30 protein-coding genes and 2 pseudogenes are annotated in these 24,087 nt (G+C 62.9%); 19 read left to right on the plus strand and 13 right to left on the minus strand.

Annotated elements, in window-relative coordinates:
• The first annotated feature begins 57 nt into the window (after nt 1-57).
• The 3 genes from nagB (at nt 58) to HNP00_RS06555 (ending at nt 3,269) form a co-directional block, all read left to right on the plus strand.
• Nucleotides 58-840, plus strand: coding sequence for a glucosamine-6-phosphate deaminase (gene nagB, locus HNP00_RS06545; protein WP_184737166.1), 783 nt, complete (start codon nt 58-60; stop codon nt 838-840).
• 37 nt (nt 841-877) lie between these two features.
• Complete coding sequence (locus HNP00_RS06550; RefSeq protein ID WP_184737168.1) at nt 878-1,219, plus strand: DUF3039 domain-containing protein; 342 nt, start codon at nt 878-880, stop codon at nt 1,217-1,219.
• A gap of 271 nt (nt 1,220-1,490) precedes the next feature.
• Nucleotides 1,491-3,269, plus strand: coding sequence for a DEAD/DEAH box helicase (locus HNP00_RS06555; RefSeq protein WP_184737170.1), 1,779 nt, complete (start codon nt 1,491-1,493; stop codon nt 3,267-3,269).
• A 58-nt stretch (nt 3,270-3,327) separates the two neighbouring features.
• On the opposite strand, the gene HNP00_RS06560 is transcribed toward HNP00_RS06555, so the two are convergent.
• Both HNP00_RS06560 and HNP00_RS06565 read right to left on the minus strand, forming a co-directional pair.
• Nucleotides 3,328-3,954, minus strand: a complete 627-nt coding sequence (locus HNP00_RS06560; RefSeq protein ID WP_184737172.1) for an isochorismatase family protein — start codon at nt 3,952-3,954, stop codon at nt 3,328-3,330.
• A complete protein-coding gene (locus HNP00_RS06565) occupies nt 3,955-5,283 on the minus strand; it encodes a nicotinate phosphoribosyltransferase (RefSeq protein WP_311770512.1) in 1,329 nt (442 codons plus the stop codon). It abuts the gene before it with no gap.
• Between the two features lie 189 nt (nt 5,284-5,472).
• Between HNP00_RS06565 and clpS the strand changes: the two genes are divergently transcribed.
• The 6 genes from clpS to rdgB all read left to right on the plus strand — a co-directional run bounded on the left by clpS (nt 5,473) and on the right by rdgB (nt 9,850).
• Nucleotides 5,473-5,859, plus strand: coding sequence for an ATP-dependent Clp protease adapter ClpS (clpS, locus tag HNP00_RS06570; RefSeq protein WP_184737174.1), 387 nt, complete (start codon nt 5,473-5,475; stop codon nt 5,857-5,859).
• Nucleotides 5,852-6,418 carry a DUF2017 domain-containing protein gene (locus HNP00_RS06575; RefSeq protein ID WP_184737176.1) on the plus strand — a complete coding sequence of 189 codons (567 nt, stop codon included), beginning with the start codon at nt 5,852-5,854 and terminating at the stop codon, nt 6,416-6,418. Before clpS ends, HNP00_RS06575 begins: the two co-directional genes overlap by 8 nt.
• A gap of 105 nt (nt 6,419-6,523) precedes the next feature.
• Nucleotides 6,524-7,594 carry a glutamate racemase gene (gene murI, locus HNP00_RS06580; protein WP_260404804.1) on the plus strand — a complete coding sequence of 357 codons (1,071 nt, stop codon included), beginning with the start codon at nt 6,524-6,526 and terminating at the stop codon, nt 7,592-7,594.
• Nucleotides 7,591-8,388 carry an MBL fold metallo-hydrolase gene (locus tag HNP00_RS06585; protein ID WP_184737180.1) on the plus strand — a complete coding sequence of 266 codons (798 nt, stop codon included), beginning with the start codon at nt 7,591-7,593 and terminating at the stop codon, nt 8,386-8,388. Before murI ends, HNP00_RS06585 begins: the two co-directional genes overlap by 4 nt.
• A gap of 56 nt (nt 8,389-8,444) precedes the next feature.
• Nucleotides 8,445-9,203, plus strand: a complete 759-nt coding sequence (gene rph, locus HNP00_RS06590; RefSeq protein WP_221451250.1) for a ribonuclease PH — start codon at nt 8,445-8,447, stop codon at nt 9,201-9,203.
• Nucleotides 9,200-9,850, plus strand: a complete 651-nt coding sequence (gene rdgB / locus HNP00_RS06595) for an RdgB/HAM1 family non-canonical purine NTP pyrophosphatase (RefSeq protein WP_395893791.1) — start codon at nt 9,200-9,202, stop codon at nt 9,848-9,850. Before rph ends, rdgB begins: the two co-directional genes overlap by 4 nt.
• A 68-nt stretch (nt 9,851-9,918) precedes the next feature.
• On the opposite strand, the gene HNP00_RS06600 is transcribed toward rdgB, so the two are convergent.
• Nucleotides 9,919-10,683, minus strand: coding sequence for a VTT domain-containing protein (locus HNP00_RS06600; RefSeq protein WP_184737475.1), 765 nt, complete (start codon nt 10,681-10,683; stop codon nt 9,919-9,921).
• A 116-nt stretch (nt 10,684-10,799) separates the two neighbouring features.
• Between HNP00_RS06600 and HNP00_RS06605 the strand changes: the two genes are divergently transcribed.
• The 3 genes from HNP00_RS06605 to HNP00_RS06615 all read left to right on the plus strand — a co-directional run bounded on the left by HNP00_RS06605 (nt 10,800) and on the right by HNP00_RS06615 (nt 11,585).
• Nucleotides 10,800-10,964: a hypothetical protein gene (locus HNP00_RS06605; RefSeq protein WP_395893792.1), complete on the plus strand. Its 165-nt coding sequence runs from the start codon at nt 10,800-10,802 to the stop codon at nt 10,962-10,964.
• 136 nt (nt 10,965-11,100) lie between these two features.
• On the plus strand, nt 11,101-11,289 hold the full coding sequence (locus tag HNP00_RS06610; protein ID WP_184737182.1) for a hypothetical protein: 189 nt from the start codon (nt 11,101-11,103) through the stop codon (nt 11,287-11,289).
• A gap of 38 nt (nt 11,290-11,327) precedes the next feature.
• Nucleotides 11,328-11,585, plus strand: a complete 258-nt coding sequence (locus HNP00_RS06615) for a hypothetical protein (RefSeq protein WP_184737184.1) — start codon at nt 11,328-11,330, stop codon at nt 11,583-11,585.
• Between the two features lie 17 nt (nt 11,586-11,602).
• On the opposite strand, the gene HNP00_RS22920 is transcribed toward HNP00_RS06615, so the two are convergent.
• The 8 genes and pseudogenes from HNP00_RS22920 to HNP00_RS23160 form a co-directional block, all read right to left on the minus strand.
• Nucleotides 11,603-11,815: a hypothetical protein gene (locus HNP00_RS22920; RefSeq protein WP_311770513.1), complete on the minus strand. Its 213-nt coding sequence runs from the start codon at nt 11,813-11,815 to the stop codon at nt 11,603-11,605.
• The gene (locus HNP00_RS06620) at nt 11,715-12,605 is read right to left on the minus strand and encodes an aminotransferase class I/II-fold pyridoxal phosphate-dependent enzyme (RefSeq protein ID WP_221451252.1); all 891 of its coding nucleotides are present in this window, start codon (nt 12,603-12,605) and stop codon (nt 11,715-11,717) included. The genes HNP00_RS22920 and HNP00_RS06620 overlap by 101 nt, the downstream gene beginning before the upstream one ends.
• A gap of 91 nt (nt 12,606-12,696) precedes the next feature.
• Complete coding sequence (locus HNP00_RS06625) at nt 12,697-13,959, minus strand: MFS transporter (RefSeq protein ID WP_184737185.1); 1,263 nt, start codon at nt 13,957-13,959, stop codon at nt 12,697-12,699.
• A gap of 60 nt (nt 13,960-14,019) precedes the next feature.
• Entirely contained in the window at nt 14,020-14,358 is a 339-nt protein-coding gene (locus HNP00_RS06630; protein WP_184737187.1) for a hypothetical protein, read from the minus strand.
• Between the two features lie 261 nt (nt 14,359-14,619).
• Nucleotides 14,620-15,294, minus strand: coding sequence for a dTDP-4-dehydrorhamnose 3,5-epimerase family protein (locus tag HNP00_RS06635; RefSeq protein ID WP_221451253.1), 675 nt, complete (start codon nt 15,292-15,294; stop codon nt 14,620-14,622).
• Nucleotides 15,295-15,366: 72 nt separating this feature from the next.
• Nucleotides 15,367-15,702: a hypothetical protein gene (locus HNP00_RS06640; RefSeq protein WP_184737189.1), complete on the minus strand. Its 336-nt coding sequence runs from the start codon at nt 15,700-15,702 to the stop codon at nt 15,367-15,369.
• 285 nt (nt 15,703-15,987) lie between these two features.
• A pseudogene (istB, locus tag HNP00_RS06645) lies at nt 15,988-16,665 on the minus strand (IS21-like element helper ATPase IstB); the annotation flags it as partial.
• On the minus strand, nt 16,652-16,921 hold the full coding sequence (locus HNP00_RS23160; RefSeq protein WP_311770514.1) for a histidine phosphatase family protein: 270 nt from the start codon (nt 16,919-16,921) through the stop codon (nt 16,652-16,654). The pseudogene istB and the gene HNP00_RS23160, both read right to left, overlap by 14 nt.
• A gap of 125 nt (nt 16,922-17,046) precedes the next feature.
• Between HNP00_RS23160 and HNP00_RS06655 the strand changes: the two are divergent.
• Nucleotides 17,047-17,331 (plus strand): annotated as a pseudogene (locus HNP00_RS06655) (SDR family oxidoreductase); the annotation flags it as partial.
• Between the two features lie 223 nt (nt 17,332-17,554).
• Here the strand turns inward: HNP00_RS06655 and HNP00_RS06660 are convergent.
• Nucleotides 17,555-18,949 (minus strand): Nramp family divalent metal transporter, encoded by a 1,395-nt coding sequence (locus tag HNP00_RS06660; protein ID WP_184737191.1) that lies wholly within the window; start codon nt 18,947-18,949, stop codon nt 17,555-17,557.
• Nucleotides 18,950-19,112: 163 nt separating this feature from the next.
• On the opposite strand from HNP00_RS06660, the gene HNP00_RS06665 reads away from it, so the two are divergent.
• From HNP00_RS06665 to HNP00_RS06675, 3 genes are all read left to right on the plus strand, one after another.
• On the plus strand, nt 19,113-19,373 hold the full coding sequence (locus tag HNP00_RS06665; protein ID WP_184737192.1) for a DUF4235 domain-containing protein: 261 nt from the start codon (nt 19,113-19,115) through the stop codon (nt 19,371-19,373).
• Between the two features lie 69 nt (nt 19,374-19,442).
• Entirely contained in the window at nt 19,443-20,465 is a 1,023-nt protein-coding gene (locus HNP00_RS06670) for an exonuclease domain-containing protein (protein WP_184737194.1), read from the plus strand.
• 97 nt (nt 20,466-20,562) lie between these two features.
• Entirely contained in the window at nt 20,563-21,129 is a 567-nt protein-coding gene (locus tag HNP00_RS06675; RefSeq protein ID WP_184737196.1) for a DUF4395 domain-containing protein, read from the plus strand.
• A gap of 12 nt (nt 21,130-21,141) precedes the next feature.
• Here the strand turns inward: HNP00_RS06675 and HNP00_RS06680 are convergent, their stop codons facing one another.
• On the minus strand, nt 21,142-22,227 hold the full coding sequence (locus tag HNP00_RS06680; protein WP_184737198.1) for an ADP-ribosylglycohydrolase family protein: 1,086 nt from the start codon (nt 22,225-22,227) through the stop codon (nt 21,142-21,144).
• Between the two features lie 77 nt (nt 22,228-22,304).
• On the opposite strand from HNP00_RS06680, the gene HNP00_RS06685 reads away from it, so the two are divergent.
• The 3 genes from HNP00_RS06685 (at nt 22,305) to HNP00_RS06695 (ending at nt 24,063) form a co-directional block, all read left to right on the plus strand.
• On the plus strand, nt 22,305-22,661 hold the full coding sequence (locus HNP00_RS06685) for a YidH family protein (RefSeq protein ID WP_184737200.1): 357 nt from the start codon (nt 22,305-22,307) through the stop codon (nt 22,659-22,661).
• Nucleotides 22,658-23,008 carry a DUF202 domain-containing protein gene (locus tag HNP00_RS06690; protein WP_184737202.1) on the plus strand — a complete coding sequence of 117 codons (351 nt, stop codon included), beginning with the start codon at nt 22,658-22,660 and terminating at the stop codon, nt 23,006-23,008. The genes HNP00_RS06685 and HNP00_RS06690 overlap by 4 nt, the downstream gene beginning before the upstream one ends.
• A 134-nt stretch (nt 23,009-23,142) precedes the next feature.
• Nucleotides 23,143-24,063, plus strand: a complete 921-nt coding sequence (locus HNP00_RS06695) for an MIP/aquaporin family protein (RefSeq protein ID WP_184737204.1) — start codon at nt 23,143-23,145, stop codon at nt 24,061-24,063.
• The last annotated feature ends 24 nt before the right edge of the window (nt 24,064-24,087 follow it).

Here is a 24,087-nt window from a genome sequence, read left to right on the forward strand (position 1 = left end):
ATAACCTGAACGTCGAACCAGTCGATCCGGGAATCTCAGCTAGAAAGGTCGTGGACCATGGAAGTTGTCATCCTTCCGGGAAGCAAGCAGATCGGGGCGCTTGCCGCCGATGCCATCGAGTCGCTGCTTCGTCGAAAGCCGAACGCTGTCCTTGGCCTGGCCACAGGATCGTCCCCGCTCCCTGTCTACGACGAGCTTGCGCGCCGCTACCAGGAAAGGGGCCTCGACTTCAGCCAGGCACACGCCTTTGCCTTGGACGAATACGTAGGGCTCGAGCCTGGGCATCCGGAATCGTACCGTGAAGTCATCCGCCGCGAATTCACGGACAGGGTCAACATCGCCCCCGCCAATGTCCACAGTCCGGACGGTACCGCAGCGGACCTTCCTGCGGCCTGCCAGGCGTATGAGGACTCCATGCGGGCACTCGGCGGCGTTGACCTGCAGATTCTCGGCGTGGGGACCGACGGCCACATCGGGTTCAACGAGCCCGGCTCGTCGCTCGCCTCGCGGACCCGGATCAAGACGCTGATCGAGCAGACTCGCAAGGACAACGCCCGCTTTTTCAAGAGCATCGACGACGTCCCGCACCACGTGGTCACGCAGGGGCTAGGAACCATCATGGACGCCCGGCATGTTGTCCTGATTGCTACAGGCGCGCAGAAAGCCCAGTCCGTCCGGGACTTTGTGGAGGGCCCCGTCGCAGCCATCTGTGCTGCATCGGTGCTGCAGATGCACCAGCACGCCACCATCCTGATTGATGAAGCGGCCGCTTCCTCGCTCAAGCTTGCCGACTACTACCGCCACACTTACGACAACAAGCCGAAGTGGCAGAGCATCTGATCGCCGTGCATCCGGCGCGGAAGCTACAGCGGCTAAGATGGATGGCATGACGACGCTGCCTCCGGACCCATTCGAAAACGATCCCATGCGCGAGCTTTCCGGAGCCGGAACTTCCACTGCAACCATTGAGCGCGAGGAAGTGCGCCAGGAAGTGGAGCCCGGTGACCGGGAACGTTTTTCCCACTATGTCCGCAAGGAAAAGATCATGGAGTCCGCCATCACAGGCGAGCCCGTGATTGCGCTGTGCGGCAAAGTATGGACTCCTGGCAGGGACCCGCAGAAGTTCCCGATCTGCCCGGAATGCAAAGAAATCTACGACGGACTCCGCCCTGGTAACGACGGCGGAGACAAGGGCAGCGGCCCGGGCGGCTCCAAGTAGCTAAGTCCCAGCAGTAAGCAATCCTTAGTAATTGGATATTTCCTAGTAGTAGGCGGGGGAGTGCCTTCTCCTGCCTGCTTGCTGCCCTGCGTGATCCGGCGGATCCGGAAAAGATTGGTGTTTTTGTGGTTATTTGGGTTTCGCTGGCTGCAGCGGCCTTGCTTGGAATCGTCGCTGCCTCGCGCAGCGGCCTGCATCGAGCTGCGCTTGGTGGCGAGTCGGGCAGATTGAATGCCGCGAGTCAGGCTGGCACCAAGCAGGTGGAATCTGCGTGACTGAAACACTCTTCGGCGGCCCGGCGCTGCCTCCTGCGTATCCGGAACGCGCAGCCTGGGGAACCGCCCCGAAACTGCGCGCCTGGCAGCAGGAAGCCCTGGACCTGTATCTGAACACCAACCCGCGCGATTTCCTCGCAGTGGCAACCCCGGGCGCTGGTAAGACCACTTTCGCTCTGCGGATCGCTTCGACGCTCATTGACAACGGAACCGTCAACCGCGTGACGATCGTGGCTCCCACGGACCACTTGAAGCGCCAGTGGGCTGACGCCGCTGCCAGGGTGGGCATTGCCATTGACCCGAACTTCAAGAATTCCGACGGCCAGCACGGAAGGGGCTTTGTGGGCGTCGCGGTGACCTATGCGCAAGTGGCCAGTAAGCCGATGCTCCATCGCGCCAAGACCGAGGCCGCCCGCACGCTGGTCATTCTGGACGAAATCCACCACGGTGGAGAGGCATTGTCCTGGGGTGACGGATTGCGGGAAGCCTTCGATCCCGCGGCGAGGCGCCTGGCCCTCACGGGTACGCCGTTCCGCTCCGATACTTCGCCCATTCCTTTCGTCGAATATGCCGAAGACCGCGACGGCATCCGCCGCTCGAAGGCGGACTACACCTACGGCTACGGCAACGCCTTGCGGGACCATGTCGTGCGCCCCGTGTTGTTCATGGCGTATTCGGGCCAGATGCGATGGCGTACCAGCGCCGGCGACGAAATGGCGGCCTCCCTCGGCGAAGCCGCCGTGACTAAGGACATCACCTCCCAAGCCTGGCGGACGGCGCTGAACGCTACTGGCGAATGGATCCCAGCGGTTCTTGCGGCCGCCGACAAGCGCCTCAGCGAGGTGCGCCGTACCGTGCCCGACGCCGGTGGCTTGGTGATTGCAACGGACCACGACGACGCCCGCGCGTACGCCGGCCAGCTCAAGAAGATCACGGGTCAGTCGCCCACGGTGATTTTGTCGGACGATTCCAAGGCTTCGCACAAGATCGAGGAGTTCACCGCCAGCGACAAGCGCTGGATGGTTGCCGTCCGCATGGTGTCTGAAGGCGTCGACGTCCCGCGGCTTTCGGTCGGCGTCTACGCGACGTCAACGTCCACGCCGCTGTTCTTCGCCCAAGCGGTGGGCCGCTTCGTTCGTGCACGCAAACGAGGTGAAACCGCATCGGTGTTCTTGCCCTCCGTGCCGCCCCTCATGGCCCTCGCCAACTCCATGGAGGCCGAGCGGGACCATGCCCTGGATCGGCCCGAGAAGGAGGATCCGGATGGTCTCTTCAACCCCGAAGAGAACTTGATGGCCGAGGCCAACCGCGAGGAGAAAGCTTCGGACTCCCTGGAAAAGGGCAAATTCGAAGCCCTCGATTCCCAGGCGTCCTTTGACCGGGTGCTGTTCGACGGCGGCGAGTTCGGTACGGGAGCAGACATCGGTTCCGAGGACGAGCTTGATTTCCTCGGAATTCCCGGCTTGCTCGACGCCGAACAGGTGGGCACTTTGCTCCGGCAGCGGCAGCACGATCAGCAGTCGCGGAAGAAGCGCCAATCGCCGTTGGCTGCTGCTGCGTCACCTGCGGTGCCGGACCACCGCATGCTGATGGATCTGCGCAACGAGCTTGCCAAGAACGTGGCGGCTTGGTCTGCCAGGACAGGCACCCCGCACGGCGTCGTCCACAACAAGTTGCGCGAGGTGTGCGGCGGGCCGGCCGTCGCGCAGGCGAACGAAGAGCAATTGCAGTCGCGGCTGCGCAAGCTTCAGGATTGGTTCATCGGGCGAAAGTAGAACCGCTTGGCTGCCCAGGCGGACTCGGGGCTGTGGGTTCTGAGCGTGCTCCGGCGGTTCAGCCCTCGCTGAGCTCGACGCCGTTCTCTTCCAGCTCTGCGTAGGTCTCGCCTAGATCTTCCGCGATTCCAGCGGTGAGTTCTCCGATTACCGTCACGGAGTAGCCAGCCTGGACGGCGTCCAAAGCGGTGGCCTTGACGCAATAGTCCGTGGCTATTCCCACCACCACCACTTCTTCCACCCCGTGGCTCTGCAGCCAGTCATCGAGGCCTAGTGCATCTTCGTCCAGCTCGACGGAGGGGGCGGCGCCGGGTGCGAGCTCGCCCGTGGGCACTTCGTCTTCGGGTGCCAGGACTCCCTCGAACCCCGAGTAGGCCGCGGTGTACTGGCCCTTGCGGAAGTATGCCTGGATGTACTCGGCATCCAGGTCCGGGTGGAGCTCGGCGCCTCTGCTGCCGGCACGGCAATGCGGGGGCCAACTGTCCACGAGGTCCGGCGTGTCCGAAAAATGGCTTCCGGGATCCACATGCCAGTCCTGCGTGGCCACGATGTGGTCGAAGTGCTGGTGATTGGAGTCAAGATATTCGCTGATGGCGGCTGCCGTAGCGGCGCCACCTTCCACAGCGAGCGACCCGCCCTCGCAGAAGTCGTTCTGGACGTCGACGATGATCAGGGCACGGGACATTCAGTCCTCCTCGTAGACGGTGGGGATTGCCGGTTCGCCGCGCTGCAGCCTCCGGACTACTGGCGGGAGTTCAGCCATGGTGGCAGTATGGCGGTCCTGGGCCCGGACCACGCCTTCGTGTCCTGTCCACCCGGGGAGCAGCTCGCCGTTCTTGACGAACTGCTGGAGCAGCGGGCGATCGTTCCCGTCGTCTTCCGGCCGGTGTCCGATGCCCACAATCTCCTGGGTTGCGATGCCGTGTTGGTCAAGCTTGCGGAGGGCGTACTTGCGGCCGCCCACGCTGGCCTTGTTTTTGGCTACCTTTGCGACGGAAACGAATTCGCCGGCATCGTTGGTCCGGCTGACCAGCTTGTAGACCATGCTGGCCGTCGGCGCGCCCGATCCGGTGACCAGGGAGGTGCCTACGCCGTACACATCCACCGGGGCCGATTGCAGGGCGGCGATGGCGTATTCATCGAGGTCTGAGGTGACCACGATCCTGGTGTTGACGTTGCCGAGATTGTCCAGAAGCTCGCGAACCCATTGTGCCTGGGCAACCAGGTCTCCGGAATCGAGACGGACCGCTCCGAGCTTGTCACCTGCGAGTTCGACGGCGGTTCGAACCCCGGTCTCGACGTCGTAGGTGTCTACCAGGAGCGTTGTTCCTGGTCCGAAGGCGGAGATCTGCGCTTCGAAGGCCTCGCGCTCGGTATCGTGCAGGAGCGTGAACGAGTGGGCCGCCGTGCCCACGGTTTTGATGCCGTAGCGGCGGCCGGCCTCAAGATTGGAGGTGCTGCCAAAACCGGCGATGACCGCGGCGCGCGCAGCCGCCGTCGCCGATTCCTCTTGGGTGCGCCGAGAGCCCATCTCGATGCAGGGCCGGTTCCCGGCGGCGCTGGTCATGCGGGAGGCAGCCGAAGCTATGGCGGTGTCGTGGTTGAGCACGGACAGGATGTAGGTTTCCAGGATGCACGCTTCGGCGAACGTGGATTCGACGATCAGGATGGGGGAGCCGGGAAAGTATGCTTCGCCCTCCGGATAGCCCCAGATGTCCCCGGAGAACCGGTAGTCGGCGAGGAAGTCCAGGGTTTGCCTGTCCACCACTTCGTGCCGGTCCAGGAAGGCGAGCTCGGCGTCGCCGAAACGGAAGTCCTTAATTCCCTCGAGCAGCCGGCCGGTGCCGGCGACGATGCCGTAGCGGCGGCCATCTGGCAAGCGGCGGGCGAAGGCTTCGAAGACCGAGCGCCGGTGCGCCGCCCCGGAATGGAGGGCAGCTTCCAGCATTGTCAGCTCATAGTGATCGGTGTACAACGACGTGCGGGGGTGGTCCCAGGCGACGGATCTACTCACGAATTCACTCTAGTCCCCACCGGCTCCCAGGTCTCGCTCCGCTCGACCCGGGCCCCTCGCCGGCGTGGGCCCACCCACCGGCTCCCAGGTCTCGCTCCGCTCGACCCGGGCCCCTCGCCGGCGTGGGCCCACCCACCGGCTCCCAGGTCTTGCTCCGGCGTGGCCCATCGATCGCCTTAGAATGGACAGATGACCACTACCGTTGCCCCCGGCACTGCAGCCGTCACAGACGCAGGCCTCAAGGGAGAGGAACGGACGGACACCGCGGAGCAGCAGTCCACCGACCTCCTCAGCGCTGCTGACATCCCCTGGAACCTGGTGATCTGGAACGATCCCGTTAACCTCATGAGCTATGTGAGCTATGTCTTCCAGAGCTACTTCGGCTATTCCGAGGCCAAGTCCAACAAACTCATGCTCGAAGTCCACAGGAAGGGCCGTTCCATCGTGGCCTACGGTGGCAAGGAACAAGTGGAGCAGCATGCGGTTGCCATGCACGGCTACGGTTTGTGGGCAACGGTTGAAAAGGCAAACGGTAGCGGCGACGGCCGGGGACGCAAGGGCGGCGCACGTGGCTAAGGCTTTCAAATACGGACTCAAAGGCATCACAGGCTACCTTGAGCCCGCCGAGCGCGAACTCCTGCGTGGGCTTCTGGATGATGTCATCTCCATGCTGGAACCGGAGCTTTCCCGCGATGAAGACCCGCTGACTGCCCTGATCGGCCTGGACATGAACGTCAAGGAACCGTCCGATCGCGCCTTGCTGAGGTTGCTGCCAAACGTCATGAAGAACGACGACGCCGCGTCCCTCGAGTTCCGCCAGCTCACCGAGCGCTCGCTGCGGGAAGGAAAAATCGGTGCGCTTCGGGCCGCCGCGATGGGCCTGGACCGCAACGAACTCGTGCTCACGCCCGAGGAGGCGAAGCTCTGGTCCATGGCGCTCAACGACGTCCGCCTGGTGCTGGCCGAGCGCCTCGATATCCGCGATGAGGCCGATGCGGACCATGTCCACGCCATGCAGGACTGGTCCCAAGCCGAAGACGTTGAGAGCTATCTGGCGCTCGTATACAACTTCACCACGTGGCTCCAGGAATCGCTGGTGCAGGCCATGATGGCATCGATGGACCGGAAAACCTGAGATGGACTTAGAGGTGCCAGCGGCCTTCCGTGTGACAAAACAGACACGAGGCCCCCGCCACAAGTCATGGCTGCGACACATGCAGTGGCTTATTCTCTAAGAATCATGAACTCAGCATCGGATACGGAATCGGGTGGGGAGAGCGCCGCATCGGCGCCGGCATCCCAGCGCAAGCCCGAAACACTGAACACCAACGCAGTCAACACTTTGCTGGGATCGCGCCCCATAGGTGTCTTCGATTCGGGAGTCGGCGGACTCACCGTGGCACGGTCCATCATCGACCAACTGCCGAATGAGTCCATCATCTATGTGGGGGACACTGCCAACGGACCGTATGGGCCCCTTCCAATCGCCGAAGTCCGGGCGAATGCCCTCGGCGTCATGGACGAGCTGGTGGACTCAGGCGTCAAGCTGCTGACGATCGCCTGCAACTCAGCTTCGGCCGCAGTTTTGCGCGATGCCCGGGAACGGTACACGGCCCGCTATGGGATTCCAGTCATCGAGGTCATCCAACCCGCGGTCCGCCGGGCCGTGTCCGCTACGCGATCTGGCCGGATCGGAGTGATCGGGACATCGGCCACGGTGGGTTCCCGGGCTTACGAGGACACTTTTGCCGCCGCCCCGGACCTAAATATCACCTCGGTGGCCTGTCCGGAATTCGTGAGCTTCGTGGAAGCCGGCATCACCACCGGTCCTGAGCTCCTCGCCGCAGCCCACGAGTACCTGGAACCGCTCAGGGATGCCGATGTGGACACCGTGGTGTTGGGTTGCACGCACTATCCGCTGCTCACGGGAGTGATCTCCTACGTCATGGGGGAGGCCGTCACCCTTGTATCCAGCGCCGAGGAGACCGCCAAAGACGTGTATCGCGCCCTGGCCACCCACGGGATCCAACGGACCGACGCCGGCCTGCCCCGGCACGACTTCATGGCGACCGGCGACGCTGTCCAGTTCGAAACCCTGGCGCGCCGCTTCCTCGGACCGGAGGTCCTGTCCGTGCGCCACGTGGACCATGTGGCCGCGCAGTACCCGACAGGAAGCCTCGCGCGCATCACCCCGGAAATGCTGGAGGCCGCCCGCGCGGGAGGGCACCATGCGAGGACCTCCAACTTCGTTGACCCTGCAGGCTTCACAGTGAATGAATTCGGCGCGGCCCGCGGGGGCCGCATCCAGTGAAACTGACCATTGTTGGCTGCACAGGTTCCTTTCCCGGGCCGGGTTCTCCGGCATCGTGCTACCTACTGACTGCGCACGACGGCGAACGCCAGTGGAAGATCGTCATGGACCTCGGCAGTGGTGCCCTCGGGGCCATCCAGCGGTACACGGACCTCGAGGACATCGACGCCATCTTCCTAACCCATTTGCACCCGGACCACTGCATGGACCTGTGCGGACTGCACGTGGCCGTCCGGTGGAAGCCAGGCGGTTGGGGACGGGACAGGATCCCCGTCTGGGGGCCCGCCGCGACGGCGGACCGCATGGCCACCGCCTACGGGCTGGAACTGGTCCCCGGAATGCACGAGGAATTCGACTTCAGCAACTGGAACGAACGCCAATCCGTGCAGCTTGGACCGTTCACCGTGACGCCGTACGCCGTGAACCACCCGGTGGAAGAGGCCTACGCCTTACGCGTGGAGGTCACAGAGCCGGACAAAGAAGGAAGTCCCGTCACCAGGATTCTGACGTACTCGGGGGACACCGACTCGTGCCAGGGCCTTGAGGATGCCGCCCGTAACGCGGACCTCTTCCTGTGCGAGGCAGCCTTCGAAGAAGGACGCGACGACGACATCAAGGATGTGCACCTGACCGGCAAGCGCGCGGGACAAGCAGCCACGGCCGCTGGAGCTCGACGCCTCCTCCTGACCCACATCCCCGTGTGGACATCGCAGACCAAGGTCATGGCAGAGGCGCGGCCCGAGTTCGCCGGCGATGTCGCCGTCGCGGTTGCCGGGGTTCACTACACCGTCTGAACCCGCAGTCCGACTGCGCAGTCCAGCGGAGGCTGGGGGATCGCTAAGCTTGCACTATGACTTCCGAAGCCACATCTGTCCCTGTCATCCGTGCCGACGGCCGCACGCCTGATCAGCTCCGTCCCATCAGCATCACCCGCGGCTGGTCGAAGCAGGCCGAAGGCTCTGCCCTGATCGAATTCGGCAATACCCGGGTGCTGTGCACGGCTTCCCTGACCGAGGGCGTTCCCCGCTGGCTCAAGGGGGAGGGCCGGGGCTGGGTCACGGCCGAATACGCTATGCTGCCGCGAGCCACGAACACCCGTTCCGACCGCGAGTCGGTCAAGGGAAGGATCGGCGGACGCACGCACGAGATTTCGCGCCTGATCGGCCGCTCGTTGCGTTCCATCATCGATACCAAGGCCCTCGGCGAGAACACGATCGTGCTCGACTGTGACGTCCTGCAGGCCGACGGTGGCACCCGCACGGCAGCGATCACCGGAGCATACGTGGCCCTTGCCGAAGCGATCCGCTTCGCACGGGAGAACAAGATGATCGCCAAGAACGCGCAGCCCCTGATCGACACCATTGCTGCCGTTTCCGTGGGGATCATTGATGGTATCCCCATGCTGGACTTGCCCTACGTCGAGGACGTGCGCGCCGAAACCGACATGAACGTGGTGGTCACGGGCTCGGGCAAGTTTGTGGAGGTCCAGGGCACCGCCGAAGGGGCCCCCTTCGACCGCGATGAACTGAATGCTTTGCTGGACCTTGCCCTCCTTGGCACGGGCGAGCTGGCCGCGATCCAGCGCGAGACCCTGGCCGAGGCCCCGTGAGCGAGGCGGTGACCGCAGCGGCGCCGCGGCTTGTTCTCGCCACCCACAACAAAGGCAAATTGCGGGAGCTCAGGGAGCTCCTGAGGGGGCAAGTGCCAGGACTCGACGTCGATACGCAAGTGATTGATGCGGCTGCGGCTGGAGCCCCCGATGTTGCCGAGACCGGAGTAACCTTTGCCGAGAACTCCCTGCTCAAGGCGCGGGCCGTGGCTGAAGCCACGGGACTCGTGGCGATTGCCGATGATTCGGGGCTAGCCGTGGACGTGTTGGGCGGAGCCCCAGGCATCTTCTCGGCCCGGTGGTCCGGCCGGCACGGTGACGACGCCGCCAATCTCCAGCTTCTGCTGGCGCAATTATCCGATGTCCCCGACGCACACCGTGGAGCGGCGTTTGTTTGCGCTGCGGCGCTCGCTGTACCGGACGCCGTCGGCGGCGACGGGCGGGAGGTGGTCGAATACGGCCAGCTGGAAGGCACTCTCCTGCGTGAACCCCGCGGTGGGGGCGGATTCGGTTATGACCCCGTGCTGCAGCCCCAGGGTTTGGACCGCAGCTGCGCCGAGCTGAGTTCCGAGGAGAAGAACGCCATCAGCCATCGCGGCAAGGCGTTCCGGGCGCTGCTTCCAGCCATCGTGGACGCTTTGCGCTAGCGTACGAGTTAACGAGAGAGGCACCCCGCTAGCGAACTGCGGGGTGCCTTCTTCTTTAGCCAGTGGGCTTAGCGCTCGCCGTGCTTTCCGGCTTCGCGTCCGTCGACGAACTCTTCGGCGGGGTTCGCGCTGCGGTCAGTGGCCTTGCGCTTGGCCAGCAAGCCGCGGATGACCTCGACGGCCACGGGGACCACCGAGATAAGGACGATGACCACGAAGATAATGTCGAGGTTGTCCCGGACCCACGGAACTTTATCGCCGAGCAGGTAGCCGAGGAGCGTAACGCCGCCGCCCCAGAGCACGGCCCCGATGACGTTGAAAATGAAGAACTTGCGCTTGTCCATTTGAGCGACGCCGACGATCACCGGGACGAAGGTGCGGATGATAGGTACGAAGCGGGCCAGGATCAGGGCCTTACCACCGTGCTTCTCGAAGAAGGCGTGGGCGCTCTCGACGTTTTCGCGCTTGAACAACTTGGAGTCTGGCTTGTTGAAGATCGCCGGACCGGCCTTGGATCCAATGAGGTAGCCACTCTGGTTGCCGATGATTGCCGAGACGATGATCAGGGCGGCAAGTGCCCAGATATTGAACTTGATGGTATCCGTGGCGACGAGCAGTCCTGCGGTGAAGAGCATCGAGTCGCCAGGCAGGAAGAACCCGACCAGAAGTCCCGTCTCTGCGAACACGATGCCGCACACGAGCAGGACCACCCAAGGCGCCAAGGCGGGGTCGGCCAGGAAGATCTGGGGGTTCAGCCAGTCGGGGAGGAGCGCGGACATGTGCGGCTGCACCGGTCCTGCGCCTCCCAAAGTGGATACGGCAAAGTCGTTCATCGCAGAAAGGGTCACTCTTCAAGGGTACGGGACGACCGCCGTCGGGCCTTTGAGAGCTCCGCAAAGCGGTTTGACCGTGGTTACCATTCAATGGGGCATCGCCGTCGGCGCCGGGTATGGCGCTCTGGCCCCTGACTACGGTCGGCGCCCCGTGGGTGCCGTTAGCCGCAGCCGTCCCCACGGCGGCAGCGCTCGCAATCATCCTGGCCAGCCGCCGCGGTGGCTACCCCGCCGGTCCCCGGGAGACGCGGTCCCAAGTGGACCTTTCCACGAACCATTGACCCCGGGCTTCGGGTCCTTGGGGGCGCCGCCTCATCTTTTAGGCATAATGACGAGCGGTACACCCGGGGTCACGTCGCGCTGGTGGACGGGGCGATAGCCCTCGACACCGTGCTCCCGCGGGGCTACCTTTGGCGCATGAGCGAAGAGCGCGCACAAGAGCGCCATGAACGGGACGAGGAAGAAGTAGCTCGGAACAAGACGCCCAAGAACGTCTCGGCCGAAAGCATGGGCAGCAAGGTGGACCCGGACTTTATCCCGGATGAAAGCCGCGAAAACCCCAATGAAGAGCGCGCCCGCGAACACCCGGAAGAGGCCGGAAGCTAATTCTCCGATTGATCCGGTCAGCTGAGGAGGGAATGGAAATGAGCGCTGAGGCGAAGAAGCCGGAGGACCCCGTCCACGACGGCGTCCAAGGCGGGAGCGATCCGATTGCCAAGGAGCCTGACGGCTCTCGGGAAGTCAGGACACGCACTTCCGCCAACGGACCCGGGAAGGCGCCGGGGAACTCGCGTGGGGCATCCGACAGCGATACCGACGATCCAAGCGGACCGGCGGAAGAACAGGACAACGCCTCGCCCGACGACCGCGGGCTGACCACCGACTTGGCGCCCAGCGACTGACCGCGATCCCAGCTGCCCTACTGCCGGGGAACACGGATTGTGCGTAGGGTTGGGTCGGCCGGGTCCGGGAGGACCATGCCTGCCTCCAGCCCTGATTCCAGGTAGTCGACAACGGCGGCGTTGATCCTCTCACCGGGAACTATCGCGGGAATCCCGGGTGGGTAAGGGCGTGATCTGCTCGGCCGCCACGCGCCCAATTGCTTCGCGCGTGGGGACGTCCTCGGTGGCACCGAAAAACGCGTCCCGTGGCAGGACGACGGTCTCCAGTTCGAGTTCGTGCGGGGCTGGCAGATCCACAGGGGTTGCAGGAGCCATGGTGGGCGCGGCGTCAGTGAGCGCTCTGAGTGCGTCCGTCAGCCTGGAGGCCGTGACGTCGTCGTCGGCCATCGAAAGCGTCGCCATGACCAGCCGGTGGTCGCTGAGGCCCATATCGATCCGGCAGTTCTCCCGTAGCCAGTCCGCGGCCTGGTATCCGCTGATCCCGAGCGCGGAGAGATCCATCAGGATCTGCATCCGGTCAAGGTCGTGGGAGGACTCCACGGCAAGCAACTCGTGCTCCAACACGTGGATCCCAGGGATTGCGTCGATATCGGTACGGAGTTTATGGGCAAGTGCGAGGGCGTTTCCGAGCAGTTCGCTTCCTTGCTGGACCATGTGGCGGCGCCATCCGTCGATGGCCGAATACAGGATTGCATTCGGGCTGGTCGTCATGAGGAGATCCGCGCACGCGGACAAATGCGCCGGGTCCACAAGGTCGCCCTGCAGGTGGTACACGGAGCCCTGCTCGAAGCCGGCGCCCATCTTGTGCACGCTTACGACGCAAATGTCCGCGCCTGCATCCATCGCCCAGGTGGGCAGGTCTTGGTGGAAAGGCAGGTGCGCTCCCCAGGCCTCATCGACGATCAGGGGCTTGCCGCGGGCGTGGCAGGCTTTCGCGATGGCTGCAATGTCTGCGCAGGTTCCATATGGGGTCGGGCTAACAATCAGGCAACCCGCCGCATCCGGGTAGCGCTCCCACATTTCCTGACTATGTCAACCATATTTGGCCCGGTAGGACGGCTACTTCTGGCCCCACACTAAAATCCTTGAGCTCAGCGAATGTCGGTTCGCGCTAGTCCATCACGTCAGGAGCCAGCTCTTGACGTGAGTTCCGTCGAGTTTCTGCCCCTTGGCTCTTTGCACGGAGTATCAGCGTGAGCATGCCAAGTCCACTGAACAGCGGGACAAGGGCCGCAGTTGAGAAAGTTGGGCCGGCTCCCCATTGACTGACTACGGTGCCAGCAACCGCTGCTCCAAGTGGTGTCAAGGCAAGGGAAGCGACCCAGTCGATGCTGATGACACGAGCCAGTAGACGGTCAGGGACTGTGGATTGGATGTACGTTGACCAATAGATGTTTCCGATGGCCATGAGTCCCGCGGCCAATGCATAGGAAATTATGAATGACCAGGCACTCGGCAACAGAACGGCCAGCATGAGCATTCCGGATCCTAGGCTCCAGGCTGTAATCATCCAAGCCAGGTATTTGCTCGGGAGCGGCGAAGCCCCAATGATGAGCACAACAACGGCTGAAATAACGGCACCAATTGAAAGGGCAATACCGTATAGTGCTGCGCCGCCGTCTTGTATGTCTGTAATCCAGATGGTTGCTGCAACTGGCTTGGCGCCGACCTGGAGCATGATGAATATTGAAACCCATGCCAGCAAGGCCACCAACAGAGGAGTCTTCTTCAGGTATCGGAGCACCGACGCCCAGTTACTGTTTTCGGAAGCTTCTTCTTGTTGACAGTTGTCTGTGGCTGGAGGAAGTAGTTGGATTCGGCGTGCGATTATCGCCCCAAAGACACATAGCAAAGCCGACAGCGCGAATGCCCCGATGCCCATGCCCATAGCCACCATGGCACCTCCAAGTAAGGGACCAAGAATTCCTTGCCCGATGCGCTGACTGAGGCTATCCATTGAGTTCGCCTTGTGGAGGTATTCCTCGGAAACGAGCCGTGGCGTCATAGCGTCCGAAGCAGGGCCGTAGACCGCGGTTGATGCGCCAAAGAGAAACAGGCCAGCCCCAACAGCCCACGTCCCGAGATCCGTTCCGAGCGCGATGCAGATCCCGACAAGGGCCAGCCCTGCTGCCCAATAGGACCAGGAAACCACTTTCTGTCGCGGGAATCTGTCCGCGATTGACGCGCCCGGGAATGCCATGACGAGCACGCCTGCGGTCTGCAACGCAAGGCAGAAGCCGACCGCTGCTGGGTCACCAGTCCTTTGGAGCAATACAAATGGGACGGTAACCGCGACCAGGCCCTCGGCGAAGTTTCCTGCCGTGAACGAGAAGAAAAAGGGACGGTATTTCGGATGCGAAAGTAGGCGCAGCAAGTGCTTTCCTCTGCTCACTAGGCGGCGGGTGGCACTGTCTCTGTGCCACCCGCCTTCTCGTTAATTGCTTGCCGACGCAACTCTCTTGCGAAGAGCCACTCTCACCTTCTCTCCGTTCGGACCATCAATGAGCATGATTGCGGGTGTCGTGTGCATTGGCGGCGTTTCCTGCAGTACTTTCTGGTCTGACACTTGCTGGGCATAGAAGGCGGCAGGTGCTTTTCTGGTGTTGGCCTTGAGGCGAGGAACCTCCGGGTTTGACCGAGGCCAGTCGATCACATCGTTTCCGGGACGGTAGTCGCTTTCATTCTCTTCGGGCAGCAACACGGCAGCCCTGTTGATAGTGAAGACGTTTTCCAGGTTGCTCAGAGCGTGTCCAACGCCGGCAGGGATTTTCAAGTACCGGGTGGGATCCGGCTGGAAGTCGACTGTGAACCGAGCGCCGTGCGTAGGCGAGGAAGCTCGCGTATCCATGAATTCAATGGAGACCGTTTGGTTTGGAGGCCCTGCGAACAGCAAATGGTCCTCCTGCCCCAGATGGATACCAAAGGCATCGTGCCTGTATCCCGTCTCGCCGTGGTCAATGAAGTAGAGCGGATATGGTTCCAGAAGTGGGACAAATCCGGACTCAGGTCCGCTGGAAACATAGGGAAGGTTGACTCAACCGAGACCTTCAATGCCTGCGATGGGCTCCCATTCAGGACGGCTCTTCTTTGTCGAGCGCTTTAGCAGCGCGATCCTATGTGCCTCGCCGTTTTCAAAGTGAACATCCTTCGTCACCGGGTACTCGTGGGACAACATCGGGATCATGACTCGCTGCTGCAAAGCAACCAAGCCGTACCACTTATCCCCGGCAGGAAGAGGGTTCGGGACGAAGGCCGGCACAGAATCCGGATCAACATCTGAGCGTACGTTAATCACGTCACCCTTTGGCTTCCAATCGGAGGTCGCCCAGTCGTCCAATGCAGGCAAGTAGAGCTCGTAGGTGTTAAGGGTGAAAACATTCTCCAGACCATCGAAGTCATGGCCGACACCGCGAGGGATCACAAGCGCACGGCTACTCGAGGGCGAGAATTCAAAGTCATCACGCTGGCCAAAAGTCGGGCTGCCTGCGCGGCAGTCGATGAAGTGTCCGGTGATTGTCTGCTTGCTGGGACCAAGGAAGGTCAGAATGTCGTCTTGACCGAGGTGAATACCGTACTGGCGGTAGGAGAACTCACTGGTTCCATGAAAAACAAGCTGCGCTGAGCGCAGCCTGGGAAAGGGGACCACGAAGCTGCCCGGCCCGTTCTCAACACGCCAATTTTCCCGCCATTCAAGGCCTTCAATATTCACAGTGATCTCTTTCGTTGCCTAAGTATGGCGGGCGCCCCTTTTCGGAGTGCCCGCCATACTTCCGGTCAATTCTTAGACAAGAACTTCGATGTCGTAGCCCGCTTTGTCAGCGGCAGCTTTGAGATCGGCGAGTGACGTGGTCGGGAACTCCTCAAAGATCTGTTCCACGATCGCGGCCTTGATTCCGGCCATCGACGCCGCAATGCGCTCAGCCTGATCCGCGTTCTCAAACTTGTTGAACGCCAGGTTGGCAAGCAAGCTCTGCAGGGCTTCGTCTCCACTCGCATGGGCTTCCCGGAGCTTCTGGAGAGTCTCATCATCAATCGAATCCCAGTTCGCATCAAGCTCGACGCCCTCAGCGTAAAGCGACTCGATGAGTTCCCGAGCACTGTTTTCGGTGTTGCTCAATGTTCCTCCATGGTTAGTTCCAACAATGAGTCCCGACTCCGACTACTCGACTGCCAGCACGAGAACGAACCTAATCAAACGAATGGCATTAAACAAGCAGGTTGACCGGTTTTGTATGTGACTTTTCGATCCTTGAAATGTGTAGTACTCGAGGGTCGCCCCGTGATCGAAGTGGCCGGCGCGTGAAAATTCCACCCGCGTGTCAGCCTGGACACGGCTGGGGACGGATTCATGTACTCCCAGTGCCTAGTCCGGCGCTGCAGGCAGGTTTGAAACTGTTGTCGGTTATGTGACTTGTTGGTTGAGGGTGTGGGCGAGGCGGTAGGAGTCGGTGCCGGTTTCGATGATGGTGCCGTTGAACGTGAGCCGGTCCACGATGGCGGCGCAGAGTCTGGGGTCGGTGAAGGTTTTGGTCCAGCCGGAGAAGGATTCGTTGGAGGCGATGGCTATGGAGTACTTTTCCTCGCGTTCGGTGAGGACCTGGAAGAGCAGTTCGGCGCCGCGGCGGTCCAGTTCCATGTATCCGAGTTCGTCGATGCAGAGCAGGTCGACCCGGCCGTAGCGGGCGATGGTCTTGGCCAGGACTTTTTCATCGGCGGCTTCCACAAGCTCGTTCACGAGCCGGGTGGCGAGGGTGTATCTGACCCGGAAGCCCTTCTCCGCCGCTGCGGTGCCGAGGCCGATGAGCAGATGGCTCTTGCCGGTGCCGGAGTCCCCGATCAGGCACAGGGGTTGCCCTTTACGGATCCAGTCCCCGGTGGCGAGGGTGTTGATCGTGGCCGGGTTGATGTTCGGATTCGCATCGAAATCGAAATCGCCCAGCCACTTATCGCGGGGGAAGTTAGCCGCTTTGACCCTGCGGATGGAGGAGCTGCGGTCCCGGTCATCGCATTCGGCCAGCAACAGCTCGGCCAGGAACCCCAGGACTCGCTCTCCTCCGGAGAGCTGTTCAAGATCGGAAAGAAAGCTCCGCGGCCTCAGTACGACGTCGGTCCAGGACTCCCACCAGTGGCCTGTAGTAGAACTTCCCCAACCATCGGCGACGCAGGGTCTCCTCGGGCAACCTGAGCTCCACGCCCTTGGCGGTCAGCATGTCCAGGATGCCAAGCTCGCGGTCTCTGAGCCGCTCATCCGCGAGGAGCGGCGCCGTCCAGCCCGCCGTCTCGACGATAAATTCCGCGGTACGACGCGCCCGGGTGTACGGGGAGCAGTAGACCACGTCCGGGCATAGCGACGGTGGAAGCCATAACCGATCGGTGACAGGTCGACGTCGGCATCCCGCGCCCGGACGTCAATGACTTCCGCGCCGGACAGTCCGGCCGCCGACGCTGCCACGTTTCCCAGGCTCTCACCAAGGCGGCCATCATCAACATGACGTTCTCGCTGGCAGAGTCTCTGGGGCCACGGGGAATCCGCGTCAACGCGGTGGCGCCCGGACCGATTTGGACGCCACGTCAACCCCCGACCCAGCCGAGCGGAAAAATAGTCCACTTCGGTGAGGACACGCCCCTGGGGAGGGCAGGCCAACCCGCTGAACTGGCGGCGACATTCGTGCTGCTGGCCACTGCGGAGGCAAGCTACATGTCGGGATCCGTTGTCGGCGTCACAGGAGGAAGGCATTTGGCGTAGTACGGCGCCACGCCCGCTTGTGTCATTCCGGAGGCTTGGTGCGGGCCTCGCGCTGTTGCTGTTCGAGCTTGGCTTGTGCATCCGCCCTGCGCCGACCGACGATGCGCAATTGGTGGGTGGTCGGATGTGCGTAATCCTCAAGGCGTGCCGGATCACCCGGCTTTTTGTTGCCTGCGGCGCCCGCCGGTTCGGGGGGCTGGCGTGTTCACTCATGGGAGTGCTCCTAGGCTGAGCCGGTGACTGTGGTCCAGATGCCGACGGCGCCGGCGACGACCATGATGGCGGTGGTGGACCAGCCGAGTGTGGCGGCAAGTCTTCCGTTGCGATATTTGCCCATTAGGTCTTTGTCCCTGGAAATGAGCATGGTGACAATGAGGAACGGTGCGGCAGCGATCCCGTTGATGATGGCACTCAAGACCAGCAGCCCGATGGGATCGGAGACGAAGAGGCTGATGATGACGCCGCCGACGGTTCCCACGCCTAACAGCACGTAAAACGTGCGTGCCTTGCTAGGGCGACGATCGAACCCCCACTGTTTTCCGAGGAGACCGGCCAATCCGGCGGATCCCGCAGCGGCCAGGACAGGGACGGCCAGAATGCCGGAACCGATAAAACCGGCTGCGAAAAGGAACTTGGCGGCCGGACCCAACATGGGTTCCAGGGCTCTGGCGGCGTCCGCCGCTGTCTTGACGTCCGTGCCGTTCTTGCCAAGGGTCGAAGCGGTCGCCGCAATGATGGCAAACATGACCAAGACGGAGAAGAACATTCCGGTGAACACGTCTGCGCGGGCGTTGCGGAGCTTGCGGTGGGCGGCGGATGCGGAGTTGTCATCCAGCCCGACGGCGTTATCCCCTCCGAGGTCATCGTCCCTGAGCTCCTCGACCCGTTGTGCACTTTGCCAGAAAAACAGGTACGGGGAGATAGTGGTTCCCAGGATGGCGACGATCAAGCCCAGATAGTCCCAGCCGAACCGGAACTGCAGGCCCAGCGTGCCGGCTACGACGTCACCCCAGTCCACTTTGGCCACGAACAGCACCGCCACATAGGCCAACAGGGCCATGCAGAGCCACTTGAAGGTTTTGGAAATGATGTCGAAACCCCCAACCATCAGGGCAACCCCTATGCCAACACCGGCGATGGCACTCCAGAGGTGGCTTGGGCCGGCACCGAGCATCTCCATGCCCTGCCCGATCGCCATCAGGTCCGCCGCTGCATTCAAGGTATTCGCCCCGAGCAAGGCCACGATCAGGATTGCGATCGCCACGCGTGGCTTGCGGGAGAACTTCCGGCGGGCAAGCCTGCCCAGGCTGTCCCCGGTGGCCAGGGCGGTGCGGTCGCAGATTTCCTGGACCGCCATCATCATCGGCAAAGTCACCGGCGCAGTCCAGAGCATCCCGTTGGAGAAAGTGGCACCAGCCTGAGCGTAGGTGGCGATACCTGACGGGTCGTCGTCGGCCGAGCCTGTGACCAGCCCCGGACCGAGCAAACCGAGGAACCGCCGGATCGGCGAGCGCTTCGCGCCCGAAGGAGCCTGATCGCCGCCGGAAGAATTGTCTGGCTTGCTGTTGCTCGCCTGAGTCTCGCCGGATTCAGGTTCGGTGGATTCGACAGAACTCACTTTGTTCTCCTGCTCATCACTTATGCTGGATACTAAGCATGCTGATTATCCTCAATGATCTATTAGTTTAGGGCAAAAGACCGGGGGCTGCTTGGCCACATGCGCGACAGCCAGCGCCGAAGGCGCGTGAACGGGCCCGTGAGGCCACAATCGGAGGAGCGAGATGAACGTCCTGATCAAACTACTTGGCCTGGTTGTTGGCATGGTCGCCGGAGTTGCGGCGAACAAGGCCTTGGAGGTCATCTGGGGCAAGTCCACCGGGAAGCCCGCGCCTAAGGATGCGACCAATCTGGAGGACTCCTTACCGGGCGTGGTGTTGTTTGCCTTCGCCGGGGGCGCCGCCGGGGCGATCATCCATGTCCTGACCCAAAGGGCAACCAAGAAGGCGTTGACCAAGCTGCAGGAGACGGCGGACGAGGTCTGAAGGACGGTCCCAGCAGTGGGCGGCCATCACCAGCGCTATTGGGGCCTCTTTCCCCTGTAACCTTGACCAGTGGCATTGGACTTTACGGCGATCGACTTTGAAACTGCGAACGGCTTCAGGGGTTCACCGTGCTCGGTCGGCCTCAGCAAGGTCCGCGGCGGAGTGGTGGTGGAGGAAGCCTCCTGGCTCATGCGGCCACCAGAAAACCATGACCACTTCGAGTACCACAACACACGAATCCATGGCATTCGGGCCGAGGACGTCGCCACCGCTCCCCGTTTTGGCGAACTCTTCCCTGAAATTGGGGCCTTCATCGGGGGAGACATCCTGGCTGCCCACAATGCGGCCTTCGATCTCGGCGTCATCCGTTCAGGGCTTGAAGTGTCCGGGCTGCCGGGGCCGGCGTATGAATACGTTTGCACCGTGATGTTGTCCAGGCGCTGCTATTTCTTGGTTTCCAACTCCTTGCCCTACGCCGCGGAAGAGGCCGGGGTGCCTCTCGTGAACCATCACGACGCCGCCGAGGACGCCCGGGCGTGCGCGGGGATCCTGGTCGATATCGCCCGCCGGAACAATGCCAACAGCATCGCCGAGCTCTACTTGTCGCTCGGCCTGGACCTGCCTAAACAGCAGGCTTTCCACCCTGGAGAAGGGCTTTCGAAGCAGACCTTGGCTGCCCTCGCGGCCGTCGGGGCTGGCGGGCAACCTTCCGGCCGTTCCGGCGTCGGGAGTGGCGCTGGCCAGCTGGGACGAGCCTGGAGCAACTGGCCGGAAGAGGGCACCAATCCGGTGCCCAATCCGGCAGCAGAACCGGGACACCCCCTGTTCGGCCAGACCGTCGTCTTTACCGGTGAGCTTGCGATTGCGCGGCCGGAAGCGAAACAGCGGGCCGCGGAGATGGGGGCGCGTCCGGAGAGCCGGGTTACAGGAAGGACCACGGTCCTGGTGGTGGGCGACGGATTTGTAGCCGGCGATCTCAGGAACGGACGACTCACCGGCAAAGCCAAGCGGGTCCTGGAGCTGCATAGCCGCGGCCAACAGATCGAGGTGCTGTCCGAAGGAGAGTTCCTGCAGATGGTCGGTGGAAGCTAGCAATTCGGCGGCGCGGCCCGGTTCGCCGGGCCGTCGGCAGATTTCACACGGAGCAACAAAGCTTCCCGTTGAGTGCCCGCGCTCCTAGCCTTGAGCCATGAGACAGGGAAACCAGCCGGACACGGCGCGGACCGCCGTCGGCGCCCCTTCATCAACCGCGTCCGGGGCCCACGCGGCTCCCAGATGGCGTGCCGTCTTCGCATTCCCCAACCCGGTCAATGAGTACGCCGCGAGGATCACGGCGGGCCTTGTGGCTTTGGCTGCGGTGGCTACGCTCCTGAGCGGCTTTGGCTGGGGGCTCGTTCTGATTGCTGCCGGTTTCTGGTTGCGCGTACTGTTCGGGCCGAGGATTTCGCCGTTTGCCCTGTTGTCCGTCAAGGTCCTGGCACCACGGGTAGGCCCCGCCAAACTTGTCCCTGGCCCACCAAAACGCTTTGCCCAGGGAATTGGGGCCGTTCTGAGCACAGCGGCCGCCATTCTGTTCTTCGCCAATTTCGCGCTGGGGGCGTGGATCCTGCTCGCCCTGCTGATTGTGGCAGCTTCCCTTGAGTCGTTTGTGGGATTCTGCCTTGGCTGCGCCATATTCGGTTTCCTGCAGAGGCGTGGCTTTATCCCCGAGGAAGTCTGCGAAGCCTGCAACAACATCGCACTTCGCCGGCTATGAGTCGATTGCTCCCTAGCCGACCGTCACAGCGATAAGCCGCTGGGCCATCCCGCGGATGACGTCAGGAGCCTCAAGAGCTTCAAGCCAGTCTGAGGGCAGGGCTCCCTCGCCATGGAATGCCCCGAGGATGTTGCCCGCGATGGAGGCCGTGGAGTCACTGTCACCGCTGTGGTTCAGCGCCATGGCAACGGCCTGGCGGAAATGGGCGGCCGGATCAAGCGGTGCCTCGGCCGCCGCGGCGGTTGCCAGCACAGCATAGAGCCCGACGGCGAGTGCCTCCTCAGCGACCCAGCCTTCGCCTAGTTGCGCGGTGAGTTCTTCCGGGCTGAGCAGGGCGCCGGTGGAGGACAGTTCCAGCGCCTGGCGGAGACGGTCCAGCAGTTCGGCGGCCGGATCAGGCAATCCTGCCACTACGCTCAAGGCATGTTCAGCCGCACTCCGTACATCCGAGCCCGTGGCCAATTTGTGCACCAGAACGCTGAAGGCACCGGCACTCTGCCGCGCAGAAGGGTGCCCGTGGGTCAAAGAGGCTGCGTCAGTGCTCAACTTGTAAACCGCGGCCTCGGAAATGTGTGGGACCAAGCCAAACGGCGCGGACCGCATCACGGTGCCGCAGCCCTTCGAATCCGGGTTGACCGGGCGAAATTTGGTCCCCATTTGGCCGGTGGCGAGTCCGCTCAGGCAGGCCTTGCCTGGATGACGGCGGTGCCGGAGCACCTCCTGCTTGTCAATCCAACGCGGTTGGGGAACCGGGGCCGAGGCCGGCAGGGCCACGCCCTGGGTGGCGAGCCATCGCAGGTAGGCCAGCCAGAGACACGCTGTTTCATCGGCGGCCACGCCGTCGTTGGCCCACTCGAGCGCTTCCACGAGTCCGTCCACGGTGTACAGCGTCATCTGGGTGTCGTCCGAAAAGTGGCTGCCGCCGTCGAGCTGTCCGAAAGAGGTGAGGCCCGCCGCGCCGAAGCGGGAGCGGATGGTGTCCAGGTCGTCGAATTCCACGGCGTAGCCGAGCGAATCGCCCAGGGCACCTCCCAGCAGGCAGCCGTTGACCCGGGACTCGAAGGTCGGCACGGCGAAGGGGGACGATTCAGCAGTCATAGTGGTAATTTACCGTGGCCGCTTCGCCGGTCTTCACTTGGCCACTGATACGGTGGCTCCTGAACCAGGAGGCAACGATGCGTGAACCGGCGTGGCGCAAAACCGGAACGACCCCGGACTACAGATTTTCCCTTGCAAATGAGCGGACTTTCCTTGCATGGATCCGTACCTCATTGGCGCTGCTCGCAGGTGCCGTGGCTATCGATCAGCTCGCTCCGAATATTGCGCCGCAGCCGGTGCGCATTGTCCTGTGCGTCGTGCTTTCCATCATTGGCGCGGGGCTGGCGACGCTCGCCTACCGCCGGTGGGCACAGATGGAGTCAGCCATGCGTAACGACCAAGCCCTGCCATTCTCACGGGTCATGTTGCTGATGACCATTGTGGTCGCCGTAGCGGCCTTCACCTTTGCGGTGCTGATCCTGGTGGCGCGTTGAGCGTAGAAGCCAGGGATCCGGGCCTGCAGCCAGAGCGCACCACGCTTGCCTGGCGCCGGACCCTGATTTCGCTTTTGGTCGTGGATCTCTTTATCTGGCGCAGGTGGCTGTCGGCGAAGTCCGGTGCGGGGCAATTGCCCACCGGAATACCGGGGCTCGACTACCAGGGAATCTGCGCTTTGACGGCCGCTGCTGCGACGATCGTCCTTGGCAGTGTTGCGTGGGTAAGGTCCCGTCAACTCCACCACGGAACAGAAGAAGCATCGGCCGTCCTCATGCTGGCAAGCGCACTGTCCATCATCGCCCTCGGCTGCGCGGCGGTCGCCGCGATCGCATTGGGCGACTAGGCTCGGATTCAGGAAGCGTCCAGACTCGGCTGGCAGGATGCTGCGGGGCAGGCACGCAGGCTCCTGTATGACGTGCTGTTGCCGTGCGGCTCCGCAATACGCCACCCTAACTTCGAACTAAGGAATCATTCGACATGACCACAACTGTGTCCGTTCCCTCCTCCCGCGGTACCGGGCTCATCGCCCGGGCATCCGCTGAAGCTCTGGGGACGTTGTTCCTTGTGGTTATTGGTGTGGGCGTCCCCATGTTCAGCATTCCGCAATCGAGCACTGTGCCTGCACCGCTGGCCGGCGGACTTGCGGTTGCCGCGGCCATGCTCGCCTTCGGATACCTTTCCGGCGGCCACTTCAACCCGGCTATCACCGTCGGCCATGTGATTGCCGGGCGCACAAAGCTCGTGGATGGCGCGGCATACCTTGTGGCCCAGGTTGTCGGCGGCCTGCTCGGCGCCCTTGCCGTGTTCGCACTTGTGCGGACCGTGCCCAAGATCGACGACAGCCGGGCTGCATTCGATACCGTCTCTGCCGGCTTCGGTGAGCACTCCGTCATCCAGGCTCCCATGGCCGGCGCGTTGCTCGTGGAGATCCTCGGCGGCGCACTGCTGGTGGGGGTATTCCTCGCCGCCACCGCCCGGCGCAACCCTGTCAGGGCCGCAGCCCCGTTTGCCGTCGGCCTGACCTTCGCAGTGCTGTTGCAGCTTGGACAGTCAGTCGGCAACCTTGCGTTCAACCCTGCCCGCGCCACCGCCTCCGCCGTCTTCAGCTCCAGCTGGGCCGTGGAGCAGCTTTGGCTCTTCTGGGTCGCACCGCTGCTGGGGGCAGCGATCGCCGGCCTCATCTTCCGTGGCTTTGGAGAGTCCGCTCCGGTAGCCGTAGCGGAGATCGAAGATTCCGCACAGTCCGACGAGTGGGAGGAAGAGTCCGACGACGACACGGACACCGGCGCTTCGGAAGGCTCAACGGAGGTCCCTGCGCCAACTGCGGCTGCCGCGCCCGCAGAAGTGAAGCCCGACGTCGATCCCGCCCGTGATTTCTTCGACGGCAAGCGGGACTGACACAGGGATTTAGCTGCCCGGAAG

The organism is Arthrobacter sp. AZCC_0090 (assembly GCF_014207375.1).
Taxonomy (GTDB): domain Bacteria; phylum Actinomycetota; class Actinomycetes; order Actinomycetales; family Micrococcaceae; genus Arthrobacter.

Bases quoted from the DNA above. Each gene is read 5' to 3' on its own strand.
- nagB (WP_184737166.1), top strand. From the start codon at position 58: ATGGAAGTTGTCATCCTTCCGGGAAGCAAGCAGATCGGGGCGCTTGCC.
- HNP00_RS06550 (WP_184737168.1), top strand. From the start codon at position 878: ATGGATGGCATGACGACGCTGCCTCCGGACCCATTCGAAAACGATCCC.
- HNP00_RS06560 (WP_184737172.1), bottom strand. From the start codon at position 3,954: ATGTCCCGTGCCCTGATCATCGTCGACGTCCAGAACGACTTCTGCGAG.
- clpS (WP_184737174.1), top strand. From the start codon at position 5,473: ATGACCACTACCGTTGCCCCCGGCACTGCAGCCGTCACAGACGCAGGC.
- murI (WP_260404804.1), top strand. From the start codon at position 6,524: ATGAACTCAGCATCGGATACGGAATCGGGTGGGGAGAGCGCCGCATCG.
- rph (WP_221451250.1), top strand. From the start codon at position 8,445: ATGACTTCCGAAGCCACATCTGTCCCTGTCATCCGTGCCGACGGCCGC.
- HNP00_RS06600 (WP_184737475.1), bottom strand. From the start codon at position 10,683: ATGAACGACTTTGCCGTATCCACTTTGGGAGGCGCAGGACCGGTGCAG.
- HNP00_RS06605 (WP_395893792.1), top strand. From the start codon at position 10,800: ATGGCGCTCTGGCCCCTGACTACGGTCGGCGCCCCGTGGGTGCCGTTA.
- HNP00_RS06610 (WP_184737182.1), top strand. From the start codon at position 11,101: ATGAGCGAAGAGCGCGCACAAGAGCGCCATGAACGGGACGAGGAAGAA.
- HNP00_RS06615 (WP_184737184.1), top strand. From the start codon at position 11,328: ATGAGCGCTGAGGCGAAGAAGCCGGAGGACCCCGTCCACGACGGCGTC.
- HNP00_RS06620 (WP_221451252.1), bottom strand. From the start codon at position 12,605: ATGTGGGAGCGCTACCCGGATGCGGCGGGTTGCCTGATTGTTAGCCCG.
- HNP00_RS06665 (WP_184737192.1), top strand. From the start codon at position 19,113: ATGAACGTCCTGATCAAACTACTTGGCCTGGTTGTTGGCATGGTCGCC.
- HNP00_RS06675 (WP_184737196.1), top strand. From the start codon at position 20,563: ATGAGACAGGGAAACCAGCCGGACACGGCGCGGACCGCCGTCGGCGCC.
- HNP00_RS06680 (WP_184737198.1), bottom strand. From the start codon at position 22,227: ATGACTGCTGAATCGTCCCCCTTCGCCGTGCCGACCTTCGAGTCCCGG.
- HNP00_RS06685 (WP_184737200.1), top strand. From the start codon at position 22,305: ATGCGTGAACCGGCGTGGCGCAAAACCGGAACGACCCCGGACTACAGA.
- HNP00_RS06695 (WP_184737204.1), top strand. From the start codon at position 23,143: ATGACCACAACTGTGTCCGTTCCCTCCTCCCGCGGTACCGGGCTCATC.